The organism is Brevibacterium linens (assembly GCF_003999335.1).
GTDB lineage: Bacteria > Actinomycetota > Actinomycetes > Actinomycetales > Brevibacteriaceae > Brevibacterium > Brevibacterium linens.
On record NZ_CP026734.1, the window covers coordinates 952712 to 969600 of the forward strand.

Consider the following 16889-nt stretch of genomic DNA (forward strand, 5'->3'; position numbering starts at 1 on the left):
AGGGAATACGCGGTTCCCGACGTGCTTGAGAAAGCGCGTATGAGTGCACAGGCGGCCTGTGTTCTGCAAGGATGGGGTCAGAGTCCGTTGGGATCCGACCCGCGCGGACACGGAAACACTGTTACCTTTCCCCGAGATCGACTGGAGTCAGCGATGAGTTCGCCGCAGCATCCAACCGGGTCCGGGCCACAGCCGTGGCAGGATCAGCCCCCGCAGTACCCGGGCCAGAACGCGCAGCAGCCCGGCGGTCAGCCGCCGGCCTACGGTTCGGGACCGGGACAGTTCGGCTCGGCGCCCGGGCCGGCCTACGGTTCCGCACCGGGACCCTACGGATCGGCACCCGGACAGCCCGCCGCGCAAGGACCCTATGGATCGGCTCCGGCCCAGTACGGGTCGGGACCCGGACCATACGGATCTGCTCCCGGGCAGTACGGCTCGGCACCGGGACCGTACGGGTCAGCGCCGGGCCAGGGTCAGTTCGGCCAAGCGCCTGCCCCCAAGCGGAAGACCGGCCCGGGAATCCTCGGCCCGCTGACTCTGCGCGATCTCTTCCTCCTCTTCGCCGGTCTGCTCGCCTTCATCGCCCTGTTCGTGCCCTACCGCAGCTACAGCTACGGCTTCGGACATGAGACGACGACGCTGTGGCATTGGAACGTCGCGGATATGGGCGCGCTCGTATTCGGGGTGCTCGCGATCCTGCTCATCGTGGCGGCCGTGCTCGTCAACAAGCTCGGCAGCAGCCGACTGCGGGTCGGGTCGCTCAGCCTCGACCAATTCATCTCCGTGCTCTCGGCGATCGCCTTCACCTATGTGTTCATCGACCTGCTCACCTCGGCGGTCTATTGGCATGTGGGCTCGTACCTGGCGTTCTTCGCCGGGCTCATCGCATTCTTCGCCGGAGTGTTCACGATGCTGCCGTTCTTCGCCAAGGAATTCGCCGGCCGCGAGGACATCGAGACCCATCCGAAGGCTCGCCCCGTCACCAAGCACACCCAGCATCCGGCACCGGTGGCCAATGTGCCCGGTGCGACCGGACCGGGTGCCGGCGCACCCGGATTCGCACCGTATGGTGCCGCTCCGGCCGGCGCTGGTCAGCCAGGATTCGGACAGCCGGGTACCGGCGATTACGGTCAGCCCGGCGGACCGGGACAGTCCGGCCAGCCGACTCAGTTCGGTGCGCCAGGACAGTCGGGTCAGTTCGGCGGAACAGGACAGTCGGACCAATTCGGCGGTCCGGGTCAGCCTGCGCAGCAGGGTCAGCCCGGCGACGACCGGTTCGGTCAGTCGGGTCAGTTCGGCGGTCCGGAACAGCAGAGCCAGTTCGCCCCTGCCGACCAGCAGAACCAGCCGTCCGCGCAAGTCGGCCATCCGTCCGACGAATTCGGCCAGTCTTCCGACGACCAGAACCAGCCCAGCCCTTACGCTCCGCCGCAGGAGCAGGACGCCGAGCGTTCTGCCAGCTCCTTCGCCGCGCCTGCCAACACCTCGGGCGCGGGCGCTGCGCCCGGATCCTCAGACACGACATCTGACCAGGCCTCGGCCGACGGGCCGGTGCACAGCACCGGTGACGGGCAGACCTATCTGGGCCGTCGCGATTCGGACGCCCCGCAGCATTCGCAGAGCGAGCCGACTCAGGCGTTCGGTGTCGGAGCCGGCCGGCCGCAGGACGATGCGGCCGACGGTCAGCTCACCGGCGCGAGCAGCCAGGCTGCTGAAGCCGAGGCCCAGCCCACCGAGGCAGGCGACAAGACACATTCGGGCGCTGCGGCCGCTGCTGCAGGCGCCGGGGTGATCGGCGCCGGTACTGCCGGTGTCGCTGCCGCACACGCGGATTCCGAACGTCGGCGTGGCCGCCACGCCGCTCCCGAATCGGAGACCGACTCCGTGTCGTCTGCTGAGACCGATGCGGCGAATGAGGACACGTCCGCGGACAGGTCCATGGCCGCCTCGGCGAAGGAGGACGACACCCCGACGGTCGTGTCGCCGGCCGAGAGCAGCGACCTGGTCTCCAAGGTCAACGCGAAGTCTTCGGATACGAACTCCGCGGAAGACGCAGATATCGCCGGCGCGGGATCGGCCGCACAGTCCTCGACCGCCTCGCCATCGGAGTCCTCGGCCTCGACCGACGAAGCCCCGGCGCAGGGTCAGGACGACGATGCGAATGTCCGCTCCACCGAGGCCACGGTTGTCAGCACTCCGGCAGACGGCCCGGTCGTCGCAGACGGCAAGCCCACGGCCGATGACACGGCGCCTGCGGGCGATGACACAGCGGCGGATGATGACGGTCAGGCGACCGCTGTGATCGAGCCGGCCACCAGTGCGGAGCGGACGACCGCTCCCGAAAGCGAAGAGCCGACTCAGTACGTTCCTGTCGCCGACTACGCCAACCGTCCGGAGACCGACGGGCGCGGGGACAGCTCGACCGACGAGACCATGGCGCAGACGGCCGTCGACAACCAGCCGGTGCCCGCCGATGCCGGTCAGAACCGGTCCGGTGATGCGCAGAACGACGGTCGGAACGCCGGTCACGACAACGGTCGGGCACAGAACCAGGACGGTGGACGACGCCCCATCGTCCAGGCGTTCTGGTTCGCCGTTCCCGAGCCGCGCGAAGCCGTGGACGAGGCCACCGGAATGCCGGTGTTCACGATCTACCCCGGCGACTGGTACCTCAGTCTCGAGGACAACGGGTCCTCGTTCACGGTCCGCGACTCCGACGGCAGCACCACCGGTGTCCTGCGCAATATCGAAGGAATCCAGCGCGGCTGATTCGGTCCGGCTTCCACTCGCACGTCAGCGCTGTGGACACGCCACGGTCGACTCTGTGCCCCTCGGCACCACGTGAGGTGGCCGAGCGGCCGAGCCACCGCAGCTGACCTGGATGGAAGCTGCAGGCTGCCACGTGGGGCGCCTCCTGTGACTCAACCTCACAGGAGGCGCCCCTTCGTCGTCCCCTCCACAGGGCAGAGCTCCGGCCTGGCCGGAGGCCACCGGTCGAGTCCAGGCTCGGTGCATGCAGGTAGCCCTCATCACCGACCTCGGTGCGATCACCGAAGAATGCGCTCGAGTCGCCGAAAGTATCGGCATCTCCCTGACCGTTCTGCCTCCCGACTCCGGAGGCTGGCAGTCCGCGTCGCTCATCCTCCTCGGCGAAGACGTCCGCGAAGCCCCCGCCACCGACAGAGCGGACACGATCCTCGTCGTCCTCAACGATGACGAACCCTCCTCGACCTGGGCGAAGGCCGCCCACCTCGGCGTCGACCAGCTCGCCGTGCTGCCCGCCGCCGCGGAATGGCTGAGCGGACGGATGATCGCCGCAGTCGAACCGCCTGGCGCACCCGGAACCACGGTCGGCGTCGTCGCCGGCTGCGGCGGGGCGGGTGCCTCCGTGCTCGCATGCGCACTCGCCCGACGAGCCGGAGCCGATCACAGCACCGTCCTCGTCGACGCCGACCCGCTCGGCGGGGGACTCGACCTCGTCCTCGGCGCCGAAGCGGTGCCCGGACCCCGGTGGACCGACCTCAGCGCCTCCCGCGGACAGCTGCGTCCCTCAGCCCTGGCCGATGCGCTGCCCCGCCACGACGGACTCGCGCTGCTGTCCTGGGGGCGGGACGACACCGTCGACCTCGACCCCGACGTCTTCGACGACTTCCTCGCCGCAGCCGGTCAGGCCTTCGACCTCGTCATCGTCGATCTGCCCCGCCACGCCCCACCGCAATGGACGAGACGCTGCCATCATGTCCTTCTCGTCTCCCCGGCCCGGGTCCGGTCGGCCGTCGCCTCCTCCCAAGTGGCCAAGCGTCTGTCCCAGGCCCACCCCGATGTGCGCCTCGTCGTCCGCGAAACCGGTCCCGGGGGCCTCGACGCCGAGCTCCTCGCCGACTCCATCGGTCTGAGTTTGGCCGGGAGCATCCGCGATGATCGGGGACTGTCCGCCGCCGTCGACCGCGGCGAGGGCATCCCCGGCGGGGCGCACCTCGGCCGCCTCGTCGATCGCTTGCTGGGGGAGTGGGTCGAATGAGCGAATGGCTCGATGCCTCGCTGGTCGCCGATGTTCGCAAAACGCTGCTCGACAAGCCGGGACCGGTGACCACGGCCGCCGTCGCCGAGGCGGTCCAACGCACCGGACGTGTGCTCGGTTCGTCCGCCCTGCTCGAGCTCGTCACCCGGCTGTCCGCGCAGCTGTCCGGGGCAGGACCTCTGCAGTCCGTGCTCGAGGTGCCCGGCACCACGGACGTGTTCGTCAACGGGCCGCGTGAGATCTTCGCCGACACCGGCGACGGGCCCCGGCTGCTCGACCTGTCCCTGGGAGCCGAAGAGGACGTACGGTCACTGGCGGTCCGGTTGGCCGCCCTCGGCGGGCGCCGCCTCGACGATTCCTCTCCCTATGTCGATGTGCGCCTGCCCGACGGGGTGCGGATGAACGCGATCGTCCCTCCGATCTCCGGGGACACGACGACGATCAGCTTCCGCGTGCCCAAACGCTCCGGATTCCCCTACTCCCAGCTCTGCGAGGAGGGGTTCGTCCCCGATGAGATCAGCCCCCTCATCGCCGAGGCGGTCACGTCACGGGCGAACATCCTCATCTCCGGAGGGACGGGCACGGGGAAGACCGTCCTCCTCGGCGCTCTGCTGTCCCTGGTCGAGACGATCCAGCGAATCGTCATCGTCGAGGACTCCCGCGAGCTCATCGTCACCCACCCGCACACCGTCCAGCTCGCGGCCCGCCAAGCCAACGTCGAAGGCGGCGGCGAGGTGACTCTGACCGACCTCGTGCGCAACGCCCTGCGGATGCGGCCCGACCGCCTCGTCGTCGGGGAATGTCGCGGCGCGGAGGTCCGGGACATGCTCACCGCGCTCAACACCGGTCATGAGGGCGGGTGCGCGACCATCCATGCGAACACCGCCGAGGCCGTGCCCAGCCGGGTGGCCGCGCTCGGGGCGTTGGCGCAGATGAGCCCGGATGCCGTGTATTCGCAGTTCTCCACCGCCATCGACCTCGTCATCCATCTGCGGCGCTGCGGCTCCGAGCGGGGAATCACGGAACTGGCGATCCCGACGAGGGTCGGTGCCGAGGCAGTCGTTATGGAACCGGTGTGGGGCCGCCCGTCACCGTCGACAGCCGGCACCGTCAACCGCCGTGCCCTGGCCCGGTTCGAATCCGTGCTCGAACAGAAATCCGCACAATGATCGTCCTCACCGCCGCTCTGATCGCGGCCGGGATCATCCTCGCGGCGCCCCCGGACCCGGGTGCCAGACTGCGGGAACTCCTGCACCGTGCCGACGGTGGCGGATCAGTGCCGAAAGGAGTGCGTGCCCTCTTTCGCCGAGGCGGCCGCACCGCCGATGATCAGGCCGAACGGCTGTGGGCGATCGCCGCGGTGGAGAACTGCGCCCATCTGCTCAAGGTGGGGATGACTCCGCAGGCGGTGATGGCCACGCTCAGCCGCCGCAATGACGCGCTGGCCCCGATCTCACGCGCGATCTCGTTGGGTGAGGAGCCCGGACGCGCCATCGCCACCCGCAGCAGCGCGCTGTCAGAGGCCGCCGCTCACGTGCTGACCGGAATGGCCGCCGTATGGACGGTGTCCGAACGTTCCGGAGCCCCCGCGGCGGAGATGATCCTGCGTTACGCGGCCGCCCAGAGAGACGCCCTCGACGCCGAACGCGAACGCCGCATCGCCATGGCCGGTCCGCGGTCGACGGTGCGGGTGCTCAGCTGGCTGCCGCTCATCGGCGTCGGCCTCGGCCTGCTCATCGGCGTCCGACCCCTGGAACTCATCAGCGGGCTGCCGGGACAGCTGAGCATCGGTGCCGGGCTCCTCCTGTACGGGGCCGGCCGATGGTGGATGCGGACGATGATGCTGCGGGCGCAGAGGTGACCATGCTTGCTGTGCTCATCGGTGCCTGCGTCGGTCTCGGCGTGCTGCTGTGGTCCGGATCGACCCGCCGGAGACTGCAGAGCCTCCTCGGCGAGGGCGGGACCGATCCGACCGGCAGCGAGGCGGCTGCCCCTCAGGCGAGCACGGCTGGGTCGGGGACGGAGCCGGCGGTGGCCGATGATCAGTTGGCATTCGACCTCGATCTCGTGGCGATCTGTCTGACCTCGGGCCTGCCGATTCCCGTGGCGCTGACCTTGACCGCCGAGGCGACCGATGACCGATCGGATCTGCAGAGGATCGCCCGTGCGATGGCGATCGGCGGGCGCAGGCTCGCCGACGACGATCGGCTGCTGCCGGTGCTCGAGGTCTTCGAATTCTCCGAACACACCGGTGTCGGCCCGGCACCACTCATCGAGTCCGTGGCCGAGGAGCTGCGGGCGTCCTCACGCCGGCGCCGGCAGGAGGCCGCCGCCTCATTGGGTGTGCAGCTGGTGCTGCCTTTGGGTGTGTGCATTCTGCCGGCGTTCCTCTTGCTCTCGGTCGTTCCGGTCGTCATCTCGCTGCTGACCGACCTCACAACCGTGTTCTTCTGAAGCCTCAGTGCTCCTGCGCACCAGCGGCACGTGGTCTCGACGGCTGCGTTCCGGGGTATTCACCCGGTCCTGAAGCGGCGGTGACCTGGTTTTCAGACTCGACCGATAGGCTCGGGACATGGCACCGGTCACACCCTTCAATCAGCTGTCCACTGTCGAACAAGCCGAAGACTACGCCGAGAACCTCTTCGTCGGCCGATCCGTGCGTCTGCGGCCCCTGAGGGAGGATGATCTGCCCTATCTCGAACAGTGGTGGTTCGATCCCTCGATCGTCGTCCTGCAGAATCACACGGTTCTGCCGCGGCCGGAAGGGGGAGTATCCGAACAGTTCTCACAGTGGAGCGCGAACAGATCGAGCGAAGCGGTCGGCTTCAGCATCGAGCTGACCGAAACAGAAGAATTCGTCGGCCACATCACCCTCTACAGGCGCAACCCCATCAACCAGTCCGCCACTCTGGCAATCGTCCTCGGACCCGAATTCCACGGGCGCGGCTACGGATCGGACGCGGTGCGACTGGCCGTGAAGTACGGGTTCCTCCAACTGGGACTCAACCGCATCGAGCTGCAGACCTGGGCGTTCAACACCCGCGGAATCGCCTCCTATACGAAAGCTGGATTCGTCGAAGAAGGCCGTCGACGAGAAGCCGTGTTCTTCAACGGCCGACGCCACGACGAAGTCATCATGGCCATCCTCAGAGACGACTGGGCCGGCAACACCTGAGGCACCGGCGGCGCTGACTCGCACACCGATTCCTGTGGACGGCCTCTCCACTCGTCCAAGGTGAGCCTGTGGATGCAGAACCCGTTTCCACAGGCGCGAAACCGAGTCTGGACACGACAGTGCGCTCACTCCCAGGCTGAAGGTCCGCTCGCAGAGTGCAAGCGGGGTTTCAGCCAAGGAGGAGAGCATGGCCACAACTTCACCGCCCCCGGAGATCGAGGATCCGCCGACGGGTCAGATCGAACCGGTCGACGACCACACTGAGATTGATCAGTTCTGGGACTCCGACACCGGAGCGACCACCGCCGAATATGCGATCACCACTCTGGCCGCATGCGGATTCGCCGCACTGCTCGTCGTCGTCCTCAAATCAGAGCCGATCAAGGAACTCATCACCGGGGTCATCTCCACGGCGCTCGGTCTGGGAAGCTGAACCGCCATGGCACGCGGAGGCTCCCGTCAGCGGCAGCGAGGTCGGGATCGCGATGCGGGAACGGCGACCGCGGAATTCGCCGTCGTCATGCCGGCTGTCGTGCTTCTCATCGTGCTGCTCACGGGAGCCGCCGCGGTCGGCTTCTCCCAGCTGCGAGCCTTCGACGCCGCCCGGTCCGCGGCCCGTGAGATCGCCCGCGGCGAACCCCGAGCCGCCGTCGTGTCTGAAGCGAAGAAGCACGCCGGTGAGTCCTCCTCGGTCCGCGTCCGAGCCGACGGCGGATACTCGGTCGTGACCGTCACGATCGAACTGCCGGCTGCGATCTTCTTCCTCGACGCCGTCGATGCGCATGCCACTGCGCGATTCGAGGGGGACAGGTCCGGGCCGTCATGACGAACATCGTTGTGGGGCTCTGCTCGATCGTGCTCGTCCTCGTCGCCGCCATCGGCAGCCTCGGCCAGGCCTTCGTGGCCCACAGTCGGGCGCAGAGCGCCGCGGACCTGGCGGCGCTCGCCGCCGCGGACGCCGTGCGCGGACTGGCCACCGGCGAACCGTGTGAGATGGCGAAGGAGGTGGCGATTCGCAATGGCGGTCACCTCAAGGACTGCCGTGCCTCGCTGAGTGAGCAATCCGCCTACGTCGTCATCGAAGTCGACATCCCCGGGCCTCTGCCGAAGGTCAAAGAGGAGGCCGTCGCCGGGAAATGAGGGGATCGCTACCTGAGTACGGTGCGCAGCAGCCGCAGCGCAGCGTCCTTCTCGAGCGGTTCGTTCCCGTTGCCGCACTTGGGCGACTGCACACACGACGGGCACCCGTCGACGCACTCGCATGCGGCGATGGCGTCCCTGGTCGCACCCAGCCACTCATCGATGACCTCGCTGCCGCGTTCGGCGAACCCGGCGCCTCCGGCCAGACCGTCATAGACGAACACCGTCGCCAGCCCGGTGTCGGCATGCAGTGCCGTCGACACGCCGCCGATGTCCCAGCGGTCACAGCCGGCGAAGAGCGGCAGCAGACCGATCGAGGCGTGCTCGGCCGCATGGACGGCTCCGGGCAGGTCCCCGGAGACGACATCGGCCTCGTCGAGGACGCTCTGCGGAATCGTCCACCACACGGCCTTCGTCCGCAGCGTGCGCTCGGGCAGGTCGAGCTCGTGTTCGGCGATGATCGCTCCACCGCGTTTGGCCCGCATCCGGTAGGCCACGACCTGATCGATGACGTCGACGGTTCCGCTGCACACAGCCACCCCGGAGGGCAGAACCCGCTGCGCATCGGTGTCGACGATCGAGATCTCGGTCTGCGAGCGCGGCTGAGTCGTGTAGTCGACCTCGGCGCGTTCGACGGCAACGATCCGGTCCTCGAGGTCGAGATCGAGGACGGTGAAGTCGATGCCCTGATGCGTGTACACCGCTCCCGGATGGGCTCCCGTATGTGCACCCGATTCGTCGACCGTGCCCAGCAGGGTGCCGGTGCTCGCCTCGACCAGGCTGAACTGTCCGCCGCCGGCGCCGCGGATATCGGACAGGTCGGCCGCCGGTTGGTCCTTTGCCCAGAACCACCCGGTCGGCCGTGCCCGCAGCATCTTCGCCTCCACGAGGTCGTCGATGACCGCGGGCGAATTGTCCGGGAAGTGCACGAGGTCGGTCGACTTCAGAGGCACCTCGGCGGCGGCCGCACACAGGTGACCGGAGAGCACATGCGGGTTGCCCGGATGGATGACGCCGGCGTCGACGGGGGAGTCGAAGATGACTTCGGGATGATGGACGACGAAGGTATCAAGCGGATCATCACGGGCGATGAACACGGCCATCCACCGCTGTCCGGCTCTGCCGGCACGCCCCGCCTGCTGCCACAGGGAGGCCAGGGTTCCCGGCCAGCCGGAGATGATGACGAGGTCGAGCCCGGAGATGTCGATGCCCAACTCCAGCGCATTCGTCGACGCCACGGCCAGCAGCTGACCCGAACGCAGCGCGGTCTCGAGCATCCTGCGCTCTTCGGCCAGATACCCGCCCCGGTAGGCGGCGACCTTGCCGGTCAGGGTCTCATCCACCTGCCCCACCTGGTCACGGACCGTCTGGGCGAGGGCTTCGGTGCCTCGGCGGGAGGCGATGAACGTGATCGACCGAAAACCGGCGCACATCGAATCGGTGATGACATCGGCGGCTTCGACCAGACCGCTGCGCCGGTCCCCGCCGGGAGACACGGGAGGCTCCCACAGGGCGAAGCTGCCGGCTGCGCGCGGGGACGAATCCTCGGTCACCGCATGTGCGGCCCGCCCGGTCAGCTTCGCAAAGGCTGCGTCCGGATACGCCATCGTCGCCGACGCTCCGATGACGACCGGTGCCGCCCCGTAGTGGGCGGCGATGCGCAGCAGGCGGCGGAGGATGAGTGCGACATGGGAGCCGAAGACTCCGCGGTACCGGTGGGCTTCATCGATGACGATGAAGCGCAGGTTCTTGAACATCCGGGCGAAGCGCTCGTGTTGGGGCAGGATCGACCGGTGGAGCATGTCGGGGTTCGTGAAGACGATGTTCGCATGCCGCCTGGCCCAGTCCTTCGAGACCTGCGAGGTGTCGCCGTCATAGCTGGCAGGACGCATGCCCTGGATGACGAACCGTTCGAGTTTGGCCAGCTGATCGGCGGCCAGTGCCTTCGTCGGAGCGATATAGATCGCCGAGGCGGAGCGCAGCTTCCCGCGAGTCGATTGGATCGCTTCGAGCACCGGCAGCCAGAATCCCAAAGACTTGCCCGATGCGGTGGGGGTGGCGATGACGACGTCGGAACCGTCCCTGGCCGTCTGCGCCGCCTCGAGCTGGTGCTGCCACAGAGCGTCGACGCCGATGGAATGACATACGTGCTTGAGTTCCTCGTCGATCCAGTCCGGCCACTCGGCATCCCGTTCGAAACGCTGCGGGATGTCGCGGACATGGACGATCCGCTCATCCCGGGCACCGAAGCCGGTGACGATGTCGAGAAGAGCAGAGGAGGCCATGAGTCAATTATGGCGCAGTCGCTAGGATTCTTCTGTGACTGATCTGCCGTTGGCCCACCTGGGCGAGACCCTCTACCGTTCCGGATACACCGAACCACGGCTGCGCCAGTTCTGGGGTGGTCCGACCTCGGAGGCGCTGCTGCGCAACAACGCCGCACCCGCCATCCACCACTGCGCCCGGACGCTGGCGGACCAGTCGTCGACGGCCGCCGACCGGACCATGGCCAGCGCGGCGCTGCTCTTCCACTTCCACCGCACAGCCCCGGTCGCCCAGGCCCGAGCACTGCTGGGGGAGTCCTTCGACACCGCCACCGAGGCGGGGCTGATCACCGTGGATGACGACGAGGTGACCGCCCCCTTCGCCCTGACCCCCTATGAACTTCCCGTCGGTGTTCCGCGCGGCTTCCGTCCCGGGGACGAGAACCTCTACCTCGTAGCCGACCACGGCACCCTGACCACACCGGATGTCCTCGACGGAGAATTCGTACTCGGACTCGGCGGCGCCGGCCGGACACTGGTGTCGATCACCCCGCGCGACCACGTCGGGTTGGCCGCCGACATCGGCACCGGTTGCGGAATCCAAGCTCTGCTGCTGGCCCGCCACAGCGAGCGGGTCATCGCCACCGACATCTCCCGCCGAGCCCTGCGACTGGCCGAACTCTCGGCCGGACTCAACGGTGTGACGACGATCGAATTCCGGCACGGCTCGCTTCTCGAACCATTGCACGAACCCGTGGATCTGCTCGTGTCGAATCCGCCGTTCGTCATCACCCCGCGCAGCACGGACACCACATTCGAATACCGGGACGGCGGAATGACCGGAGACCGCCTCGTTCGGGAGCTGTTCACCCGGATCCCGGCCAACCTCACCCCGGGCGGACGCAGCGTCTGCCTCGGAAACTGGGAAGCCGCCTCGGGGACGGACGAAGGACCGGAGACCTGGGTCGACGATGCGGATACGTCGGTGTTCGTCATCGAACGCGAGGCCCTCGACCCCATCGCCTACGCCGAAACCTGGATCCGCGACGGCGGGATCCCCCGCGCCAGCACCGCCTGGAACGACGCAGTCGCCGCATGGCTCGACGACTTCGCCACCAGAGCTGTGGACGAAGTCGTCTTCGGGTACGTGCTGATGGCGAAGTCCGATAACGATGTGCCAACGATTGGTACCGAAGATCCCGCGATCGGCGACGTCACCTCGGACGTCGACCGCGGTCCGTCGGGGACGGCCGAGGGAGTATTCAAGACCAGGGTCAGAGTCACCTCGGCGCCGGCGAACAATCCGCACGGACTCGCAGAGTTCCTCACCACGATCATCGCGATCCGGTCGTGGCTGGCAGCGGCCGGGCCGGAGGAGATCGCCGCAACCGCTTTCACCCGCTCACCCGACCTCGTCGAACATCGCCATTTCGTTCCCGGAGCGCCGGAACCCAACTCGATCACCTTGGAACAGGGGATCGGCTTCGGGCAGGTCTTCGACCTCGATACGGCACTGGCCGGATTCGTGTCCGTCGCGGACGGGACGCTGACCCTGCGACAGACGGCCGGGGCCTTGGCCCAGCTTCTCGAGGTCGATCCCACGGCACTGGAAGACCAACTCGTGGCCCAGGTCAGAGCCCTGTGCGCGGCGGGTGCACTGCTGCCCGACAGCGGTTCGGTCGGGAGCTCGACGACTGGGACGTCGGCGGAATAGGGATAGGATCGGAAACCGTTGACCCCGTGTCCGAGCCGAAACCGGACGAGGTCCGGACAGCATCCGGGCCGGAAGGGTCGATGAGGAACGTGTCCGTTCAACAGTGTTACATTGGGCCGGATCGTCCGTTGCAGCGGGCAGCTGATGCCGTGAGAGGAATGTGAAAGCGTGACCACAACCGAGAAGAAGCCCCGTCGCCTCGTCATCGTCGAGTCTCCGACGAAGGCGCGAACGATTGTGGGATACCTCGGCGACGGTTACGACGTCGAGGCCTCCGTCGGTCATATCCGCGACCTGCCCACCCCCTCGGAGCTGCCCGCCGACATGAAGAAGGGGCCGTACGGAAAGTTCGCTGTCGACGTCGACAACAACTTCGACCCCTACTATCGGATCGATCCGGGCAAGAAGAAGAAGGTCACCGAACTCAAGCGTCTGCTCAAAGACGCCGACGAACTCTATCTGGCAACGGATGAGGACCGCGAGGGAGAGGCCATCGCCTGGCATCTGCTCGAAGTCCTCAAACCGAAGATCCCGGTCAAGCGCATGGTCTTCCACGAGATCACGCCTGAGGCGATCGACCGTGCCCTGGAGAACACCCGCGATATCGACACCTCGCTCGTCGACGCGCAGGAGACCCGCCGCATCCTCGACCGCCTCTACGGCTACGAGGTCTCACCCGTGCTGTGGCGCAAGATCCGCGCAGGGCTCTCGGCCGGACGCGTCCAGTCCGTGGCCACTCGACTCGTCGTCGAACGCGAACGCGAGCGCATGGCCTTCGTGCCCGCCGACTACTGGGACCTCGACATCGACCTCGGTCTGCCGGACGGGACGAACCCGTTCGCCGCGAACCTCACCACCCTCGACGGGTCGCGGGTGGCCACCGGTCGTGACTTCAACGACAAGGGTGAGCTGAAGAACTCCTCGGCGACGGTCGTCGACCAGGTACGCGCGGAGTCTCTGGCCACAGAGCTCAACGGCAGTGCGAAGGATGCGCTGACGGTGACCGCGGTCGAGTCGAAGCCGTACTCCCGCCGCCCGGCCGCGCCGTTCACGACCTCGACCCTGCAGCAGGAGGCCGGACGCAAACTGCGCATGAGCGCTCGTCAGGCGATGCGCACCGCCCAGTCGCTGTACGAGCACGGCTACATCACCTATATGCGTACCGACTCCTCGGCGCTGTCGGGTCAGGCCATCGCCGCCGCCCGCAAGCAGGTGACCGAACTCTACGGCCCCGAATTCGTTCCGCAGTCACCGCGCCAGTACGCGAGCAAGCAGAAATCGGCACAGGAGGCCCACGAGGCGATCCGCCCTGCCGGTGACTCCTTCCGCACCCCGGCACAGGTGTCCAAACAGCTCAACGGCGATGAGTTCCGCCTCTACGACCTCATCTGGAAGCGCACCGTCGCCAGCCAGATGGCCGATGCGAAGGGCAAGACCGCGACCATCAAGGTCAGTGCAGCACTCGCCGATGGTCATGAGGCCGGATTCAGCGCCAGCGGCACCGTCATCACCTTCCGCGGGTTCCTCGCCGCCTATGAAGAGGGCCAGGACGCGTCCCGCTACGACACGAAGTCCGGGGAGTCGCGGCTGCCGCAGGTCGAAGAGGGCCAGGCGCTGTCGGTCGTCAAGGCCGAAGCCGACGGACACACGACTGCTCCGCCGCCGCGTTTCACCGAGGCCAGCCTCGTCAAACAGCTCGAGGAGCTCGGCATCGGCCGTCCCTCGACCTATGCGGCGACGATCTCCGTCATCCAGGACCGCGGCTATGTGACCACTCGCGGCAACGCACTGGTGCCCAGCTGGTTGGCGTTCTCCGTCGTGCGCCTGCTCGAGGAGCACTTCACCGGACTCGTCGACTACGCGTTCACCGCCGACCTCGAATCCGAACTCGACCGGATCGCGATGGGCGAAGAGGACCGCAACGACTGGCTGGCCGGGTTCTACTTCGGCGACAAGGGTCAGGACCGAGAGGGACTCAAAGCAATCGTCGACGACCTCGGCGATATCGATGCGCGCGAGGTCAACACCGTGGCCATCAGCGAAGGTGTGAACCTGCGGGTGGGCCGCTACGGTCCCTACCTTGAGGTCGCCTCGGAGAAGGACGGTGAGGACCCGAAGCGGGTCTCCGTCCCCGACGATCTGGCACCCGATGAGCTGACGGCGGCGAAGGCGGCCGAACTCATCGAATCCCAAGGCGACGGCGACCGCGAGCTCGGTGTCGACCCGGAGACCGGACACACCATCGTGGCGAAGAACGGTCGATTCGGGCCCTATGTCTCCGAAGTGCTGCCCGAACCTGCGGAGAAGCCGAAGCGGGGCGCGAAGAAGCCGAAGCCGCGCACCGGTTCGCTGTTCAAGTCGATGGATCTGAACTCGATCGACCTCGAGACCGCGCTCAAGCTGCTCAGCCTTCCCCGAGTGGTCGGTCAGGACGAAGAGGGCACGGACATCACCGCACAGAACGGCCGCTACGGACCGTACCTGAAGAAGGGCACGGACTCCCGGTCCCTGACGGATGAGGAGCAGATCTTCAACATCACCCTCGAGGAGGCACTGAAGATCTATTCCGAGCCGAAGCAGCGCGGCGGTCGTCGTGCTGCGGCACCGCTGAAGGAACTCGGTGAGGACCCGGAGACGAAGAAGCCCGTCGTCGTCAAGGACGGCCGCTTCGGGCCGTATGTCACCGATGGCGAGACGAACGCGACTCTGCGCAAGGACGACTCCGTCGAAGCCGTGACGCTCGAGCGCGCCGCGACTCTGCTCGCTGAGAAGCGCGCGAAGGGACCGGCGAAGAAGAAGGCTCCGGCGAAGAAGGCGCCCGCCAAGAAGACGACTGCGGCCAAGACGACTGCAGCGAAGAAGACGACGGCGGCGAAGTCCACTGCCGCGAAGAAGTCGACGACCACGAAGTCCGCAGCGTCGAAGTCGACAGGGACGAAGACCACGGCTGCCAGGAAGACGACGGCTGCCAAGTCGACAGCGTCGAAGTCGACAGGGACGAAGACCACGGCCGCGAAGAAGACGAGCACGGCCAAGCCGAAGACTCCCTGAGTCGACGGCCGTCGAGCCCGAGGCATTCACCTGTCACTGCTTTCGCCACCTGCCTGATGGTCTGGGCCGGTGGCGAAAGTCGTTTCTTCTCCCGTGGCCTGTGATACCCCGTGGCCGGTGATTGTTGGGTCGACACCGGTCACGTACTCCAGTGCTTCTGGGACGAGGTCAGCAGTGCCTCAGGGACGAGGTCAGCCGCGCGATGACTCCGCGAAGTCGGTGAGCGCCTGGCCGTCGAGGCGATAGGTCTCCCACTCGTTCTGCGGCTTCGCTCCCAGCGATTCGTAGAAACCGATCGACGGTGTGTTCCATTTGAGCACGCACCATTCGAGCCGAGTCAGTCCACGCTCCTGGCAGATCTGCGCCAGCCGACCGAGCAGCGCCTTCCCGGCTCCCGAACCGCGATGGTCGGGCGCGACGAAGAGGTCCTCGAGCCAGATGCCGTTCCTGCCCGTCCAGGTGGAGAACGAATGGAACCAGATCGCAATGCCGATGACGTCGCCGTCCGCCTCGGCCACGAGACCGAACGTGTTCGCGTGCCCATCGTCGGGGAACATCACTGCCGCGAAGTCCGCCTCGGTGGCCTCGACCGCGTCCGGTTCCTTCTCGTAGACGGCCAGTGCGTGGACGAGGCGCAGGATGTCGGGCAGGTCGGTCGGCTCTGCTTCACGAATGGTGACGGTCATGGTGTGTCCTCAGAGTCGGTGTTTGTCCGCGTGGGCGGCCACCTCGGCCAGCTCCTCTGCGGTGGGGGACAGGGGCGTATGCGGATTCGCGTCGGAATAGTAGGCGGCGAACGCCTCGGCGACAGAATCGATCGTCACCTCGGGGTGGATCTCGCTGATCGATCCGCCCGTGGACGGATCCCAATCGATGCCGAGGGCGGCTTCGACGTCGGTGAGGACGGCGCGGATCGGATTCGGGTCCTCGACGACGACGGACGACGAGAACAGCCACGCCCCGGAGACCACCCGCTGCGCGGTGCCGATCGCTTTGATCCGCCCGGCCACGTTGACGCTGTGCTCACCCGGACAGTATTCGCCGGGAATCTCGCCGAGGCGGGCATCGATGCCCAGCCTCCGCAGCACCTCGACATAGTCCTGGCCGAAACCGGCGAACCGGGCATTGGTGTTCGTGATGAATGAATCACTCGGTTCGATGTGATCGATGACCAGAGATCCCGGGTGGTAGGCAGCCGCACGCCCGCCGAGGCTGCGCAGTGCAGGCGTGAAGCCGTGGTCCCGGGCCGCTTCGACGGCGGTGGCGAAACCGGGCAGGAAACGATCCCGAGCACCGAACGCCAGGGTCGGGGCCGGTCGGTACATCCGCAGAGTCGCCCCGCGACGTCCGGCCTTGACCGAATCGAGAAGGACGCGGGCGAATGCGAGTTCCTCCACCGGGCCCAAGCCGTCTGCGGCCACCGTGGTCATCGCCTGTGAGTCTGTGTGCACGAGTTCAAGAGTAGAGGATCGGCAGACGTCGGTCCGGTTCGGGTTGTCGCAGATCGCACTCGTTTCCAAGAGA

Annotated in this window: 14 protein-coding genes; 11 read left to right on the forward strand and 3 right to left on the reverse strand. The window is 67.2% G+C overall.

Features of this window, described 5'->3' with window-relative positions; all coding sequences use genetic code 11:
* The first annotated feature begins 153 nt into the window (after positions 1-153).
* The 9 genes from CXR29_RS04060 (at position 154) to CXR29_RS04100 (ending at position 8336) form a co-directional block, all read left to right on the forward strand.
* Positions 154-2769, forward strand: a complete 2616-nt coding sequence (locus CXR29_RS04060) for a hypothetical protein (RefSeq protein WP_127363977.1) — start codon at positions 154-156, stop codon at positions 2767-2769.
* A 244-nt stretch (positions 2770-3013) separates the two neighbouring features.
* Positions 3014-4021 carry a septum site-determining protein Ssd gene (gene ssd / locus CXR29_RS04065; protein WP_101555784.1) on the forward strand — a complete coding sequence of 336 codons (1008 nt, stop codon included), beginning with the start codon at positions 3014-3016 and terminating at the stop codon, positions 4019-4021.
* The gene (locus CXR29_RS04070) at positions 4018-5190 is read left to right on the forward strand and encodes a TadA family conjugal transfer-associated ATPase (protein WP_101555785.1); all 1173 of its coding nucleotides are present in this window, start codon (positions 4018-4020) and stop codon (positions 5188-5190) included. Before ssd ends, CXR29_RS04070 begins: the two co-directional genes overlap by 4 nt.
* Entirely contained in the window at positions 5187-5882 is a 696-nt protein-coding gene (locus CXR29_RS04075; protein WP_101555786.1) for a type II secretion system F family protein, read from the forward strand. Before CXR29_RS04070 ends, CXR29_RS04075 begins: the two co-directional genes overlap by 4 nt.
* A 2-nt stretch (positions 5883-5884) precedes the next feature.
* A complete protein-coding gene (locus tag CXR29_RS04080; protein ID WP_101555787.1) occupies positions 5885-6475 on the forward strand; it encodes a type II secretion system F family protein in 591 nt (196 codons plus the stop codon).
* 118 nt (positions 6476-6593) lie between these two features.
* Positions 6594-7196 (forward strand): GNAT family N-acetyltransferase, encoded by a 603-nt coding sequence (locus CXR29_RS04085; protein WP_101555788.1) that lies wholly within the window; start codon positions 6594-6596, stop codon positions 7194-7196.
* A 187-nt stretch (positions 7197-7383) separates the two neighbouring features.
* Positions 7384-7629, forward strand: coding sequence for a DUF4244 domain-containing protein (locus CXR29_RS04090; RefSeq protein ID WP_101594357.1), 246 nt, complete (start codon positions 7384-7386; stop codon positions 7627-7629).
* A 6-nt stretch (positions 7630-7635) separates the two neighbouring features.
* Complete coding sequence (locus CXR29_RS04095; RefSeq protein ID WP_025778065.1) at positions 7636-8022, forward strand: TadE family protein; 387 nt, start codon at positions 7636-7638, stop codon at positions 8020-8022.
* Entirely contained in the window at positions 8019-8336 is a 318-nt protein-coding gene (locus CXR29_RS04100) for an Rv3654c family TadE-like protein (RefSeq protein WP_101594355.1), read from the forward strand. Before CXR29_RS04095 ends, CXR29_RS04100 begins: the two co-directional genes overlap by 4 nt.
* An 8-nt stretch (positions 8337-8344) precedes the next feature.
* Here CXR29_RS04100 and CXR29_RS04105 read toward each other — a convergent pair whose 3' ends face one another.
* The gene (locus tag CXR29_RS04105; RefSeq protein ID WP_101594353.1) at positions 8345-10621 is read right to left on the reverse strand and encodes a DEAD/DEAH box helicase; all 2277 of its coding nucleotides are present in this window, start codon (positions 10619-10621) and stop codon (positions 8345-8347) included.
* Between the two features lie 34 nt (positions 10622-10655).
* Here CXR29_RS04105 and CXR29_RS04110 point away from each other — a divergent pair, with 34 nt between their 5' ends.
* A complete protein-coding gene (locus CXR29_RS04110) occupies positions 10656-12314 on the forward strand; it encodes a methyltransferase (RefSeq protein ID WP_241241585.1) in 1659 nt (552 codons plus the stop codon).
* 168 nt (positions 12315-12482) lie between these two features.
* Positions 12483-15365, forward strand: coding sequence for a type I DNA topoisomerase (gene topA, locus CXR29_RS04115; RefSeq protein ID WP_127363978.1), 2883 nt, complete (start codon positions 12483-12485; stop codon positions 15363-15365).
* A 191-nt stretch (positions 15366-15556) separates the two neighbouring features.
* Here topA and CXR29_RS04120 read toward each other — a convergent pair whose 3' ends face one another.
* Positions 15557-16051: a GNAT family N-acetyltransferase gene (locus tag CXR29_RS04120; protein WP_101555793.1), complete on the reverse strand. Its 495-nt coding sequence runs from the start codon at positions 16049-16051 to the stop codon at positions 15557-15559.
* Positions 16052-16060: 9 nt separating this feature from the next.
* Complete coding sequence (locus tag CXR29_RS04125; RefSeq protein ID WP_240812180.1) at positions 16061-16816, reverse strand: lipoate--protein ligase family protein; 756 nt, start codon at positions 16814-16816, stop codon at positions 16061-16063.
* Positions 16817-16889 lie beyond the last annotated feature (73 nt).

Coding starts and splice junctions, on each gene's coding strand:
- CXR29_RS04060 (WP_127363977.1), top strand. CDS start 154: ATGAGTTCGCCGCAGCATCCAACCGGGTCCGGGCCACAGCCGTGGCAG.
- ssd (WP_101555784.1), top strand. CDS start 3,014: ATGCAGGTAGCCCTCATCACCGACCTCGGTGCGATCACCGAAGAATGC.
- CXR29_RS04070 (WP_101555785.1), top strand. CDS start 4,018: ATGAGCGAATGGCTCGATGCCTCGCTGGTCGCCGATGTTCGCAAAACG.
- CXR29_RS04075 (WP_101555786.1), top strand. CDS start 5,187: ATGATCGTCCTCACCGCCGCTCTGATCGCGGCCGGGATCATCCTCGCG.
- CXR29_RS04080 (WP_101555787.1), top strand. CDS start 5,885: ATGCTTGCTGTGCTCATCGGTGCCTGCGTCGGTCTCGGCGTGCTGCTG.
- CXR29_RS04085 (WP_101555788.1), top strand. CDS start 6,594: ATGGCACCGGTCACACCCTTCAATCAGCTGTCCACTGTCGAACAAGCC.
- CXR29_RS04090 (WP_101594357.1), top strand. CDS start 7,384: ATGGCCACAACTTCACCGCCCCCGGAGATCGAGGATCCGCCGACGGGT.
- CXR29_RS04095 (WP_025778065.1), top strand. CDS start 7,636: ATGGCACGCGGAGGCTCCCGTCAGCGGCAGCGAGGTCGGGATCGCGAT.
- CXR29_RS04100 (WP_101594355.1), top strand. CDS start 8,019: ATGACGAACATCGTTGTGGGGCTCTGCTCGATCGTGCTCGTCCTCGTC.
- CXR29_RS04105 (WP_101594353.1), bottom strand. CDS start 10,621: ATGGCCTCCTCTGCTCTTCTCGACATCGTCACCGGCTTCGGTGCCCGG.
- CXR29_RS04120 (WP_101555793.1), bottom strand. CDS start 16,051: ATGACCGTCACCATTCGTGAAGCAGAGCCGACCGACCTGCCCGACATC.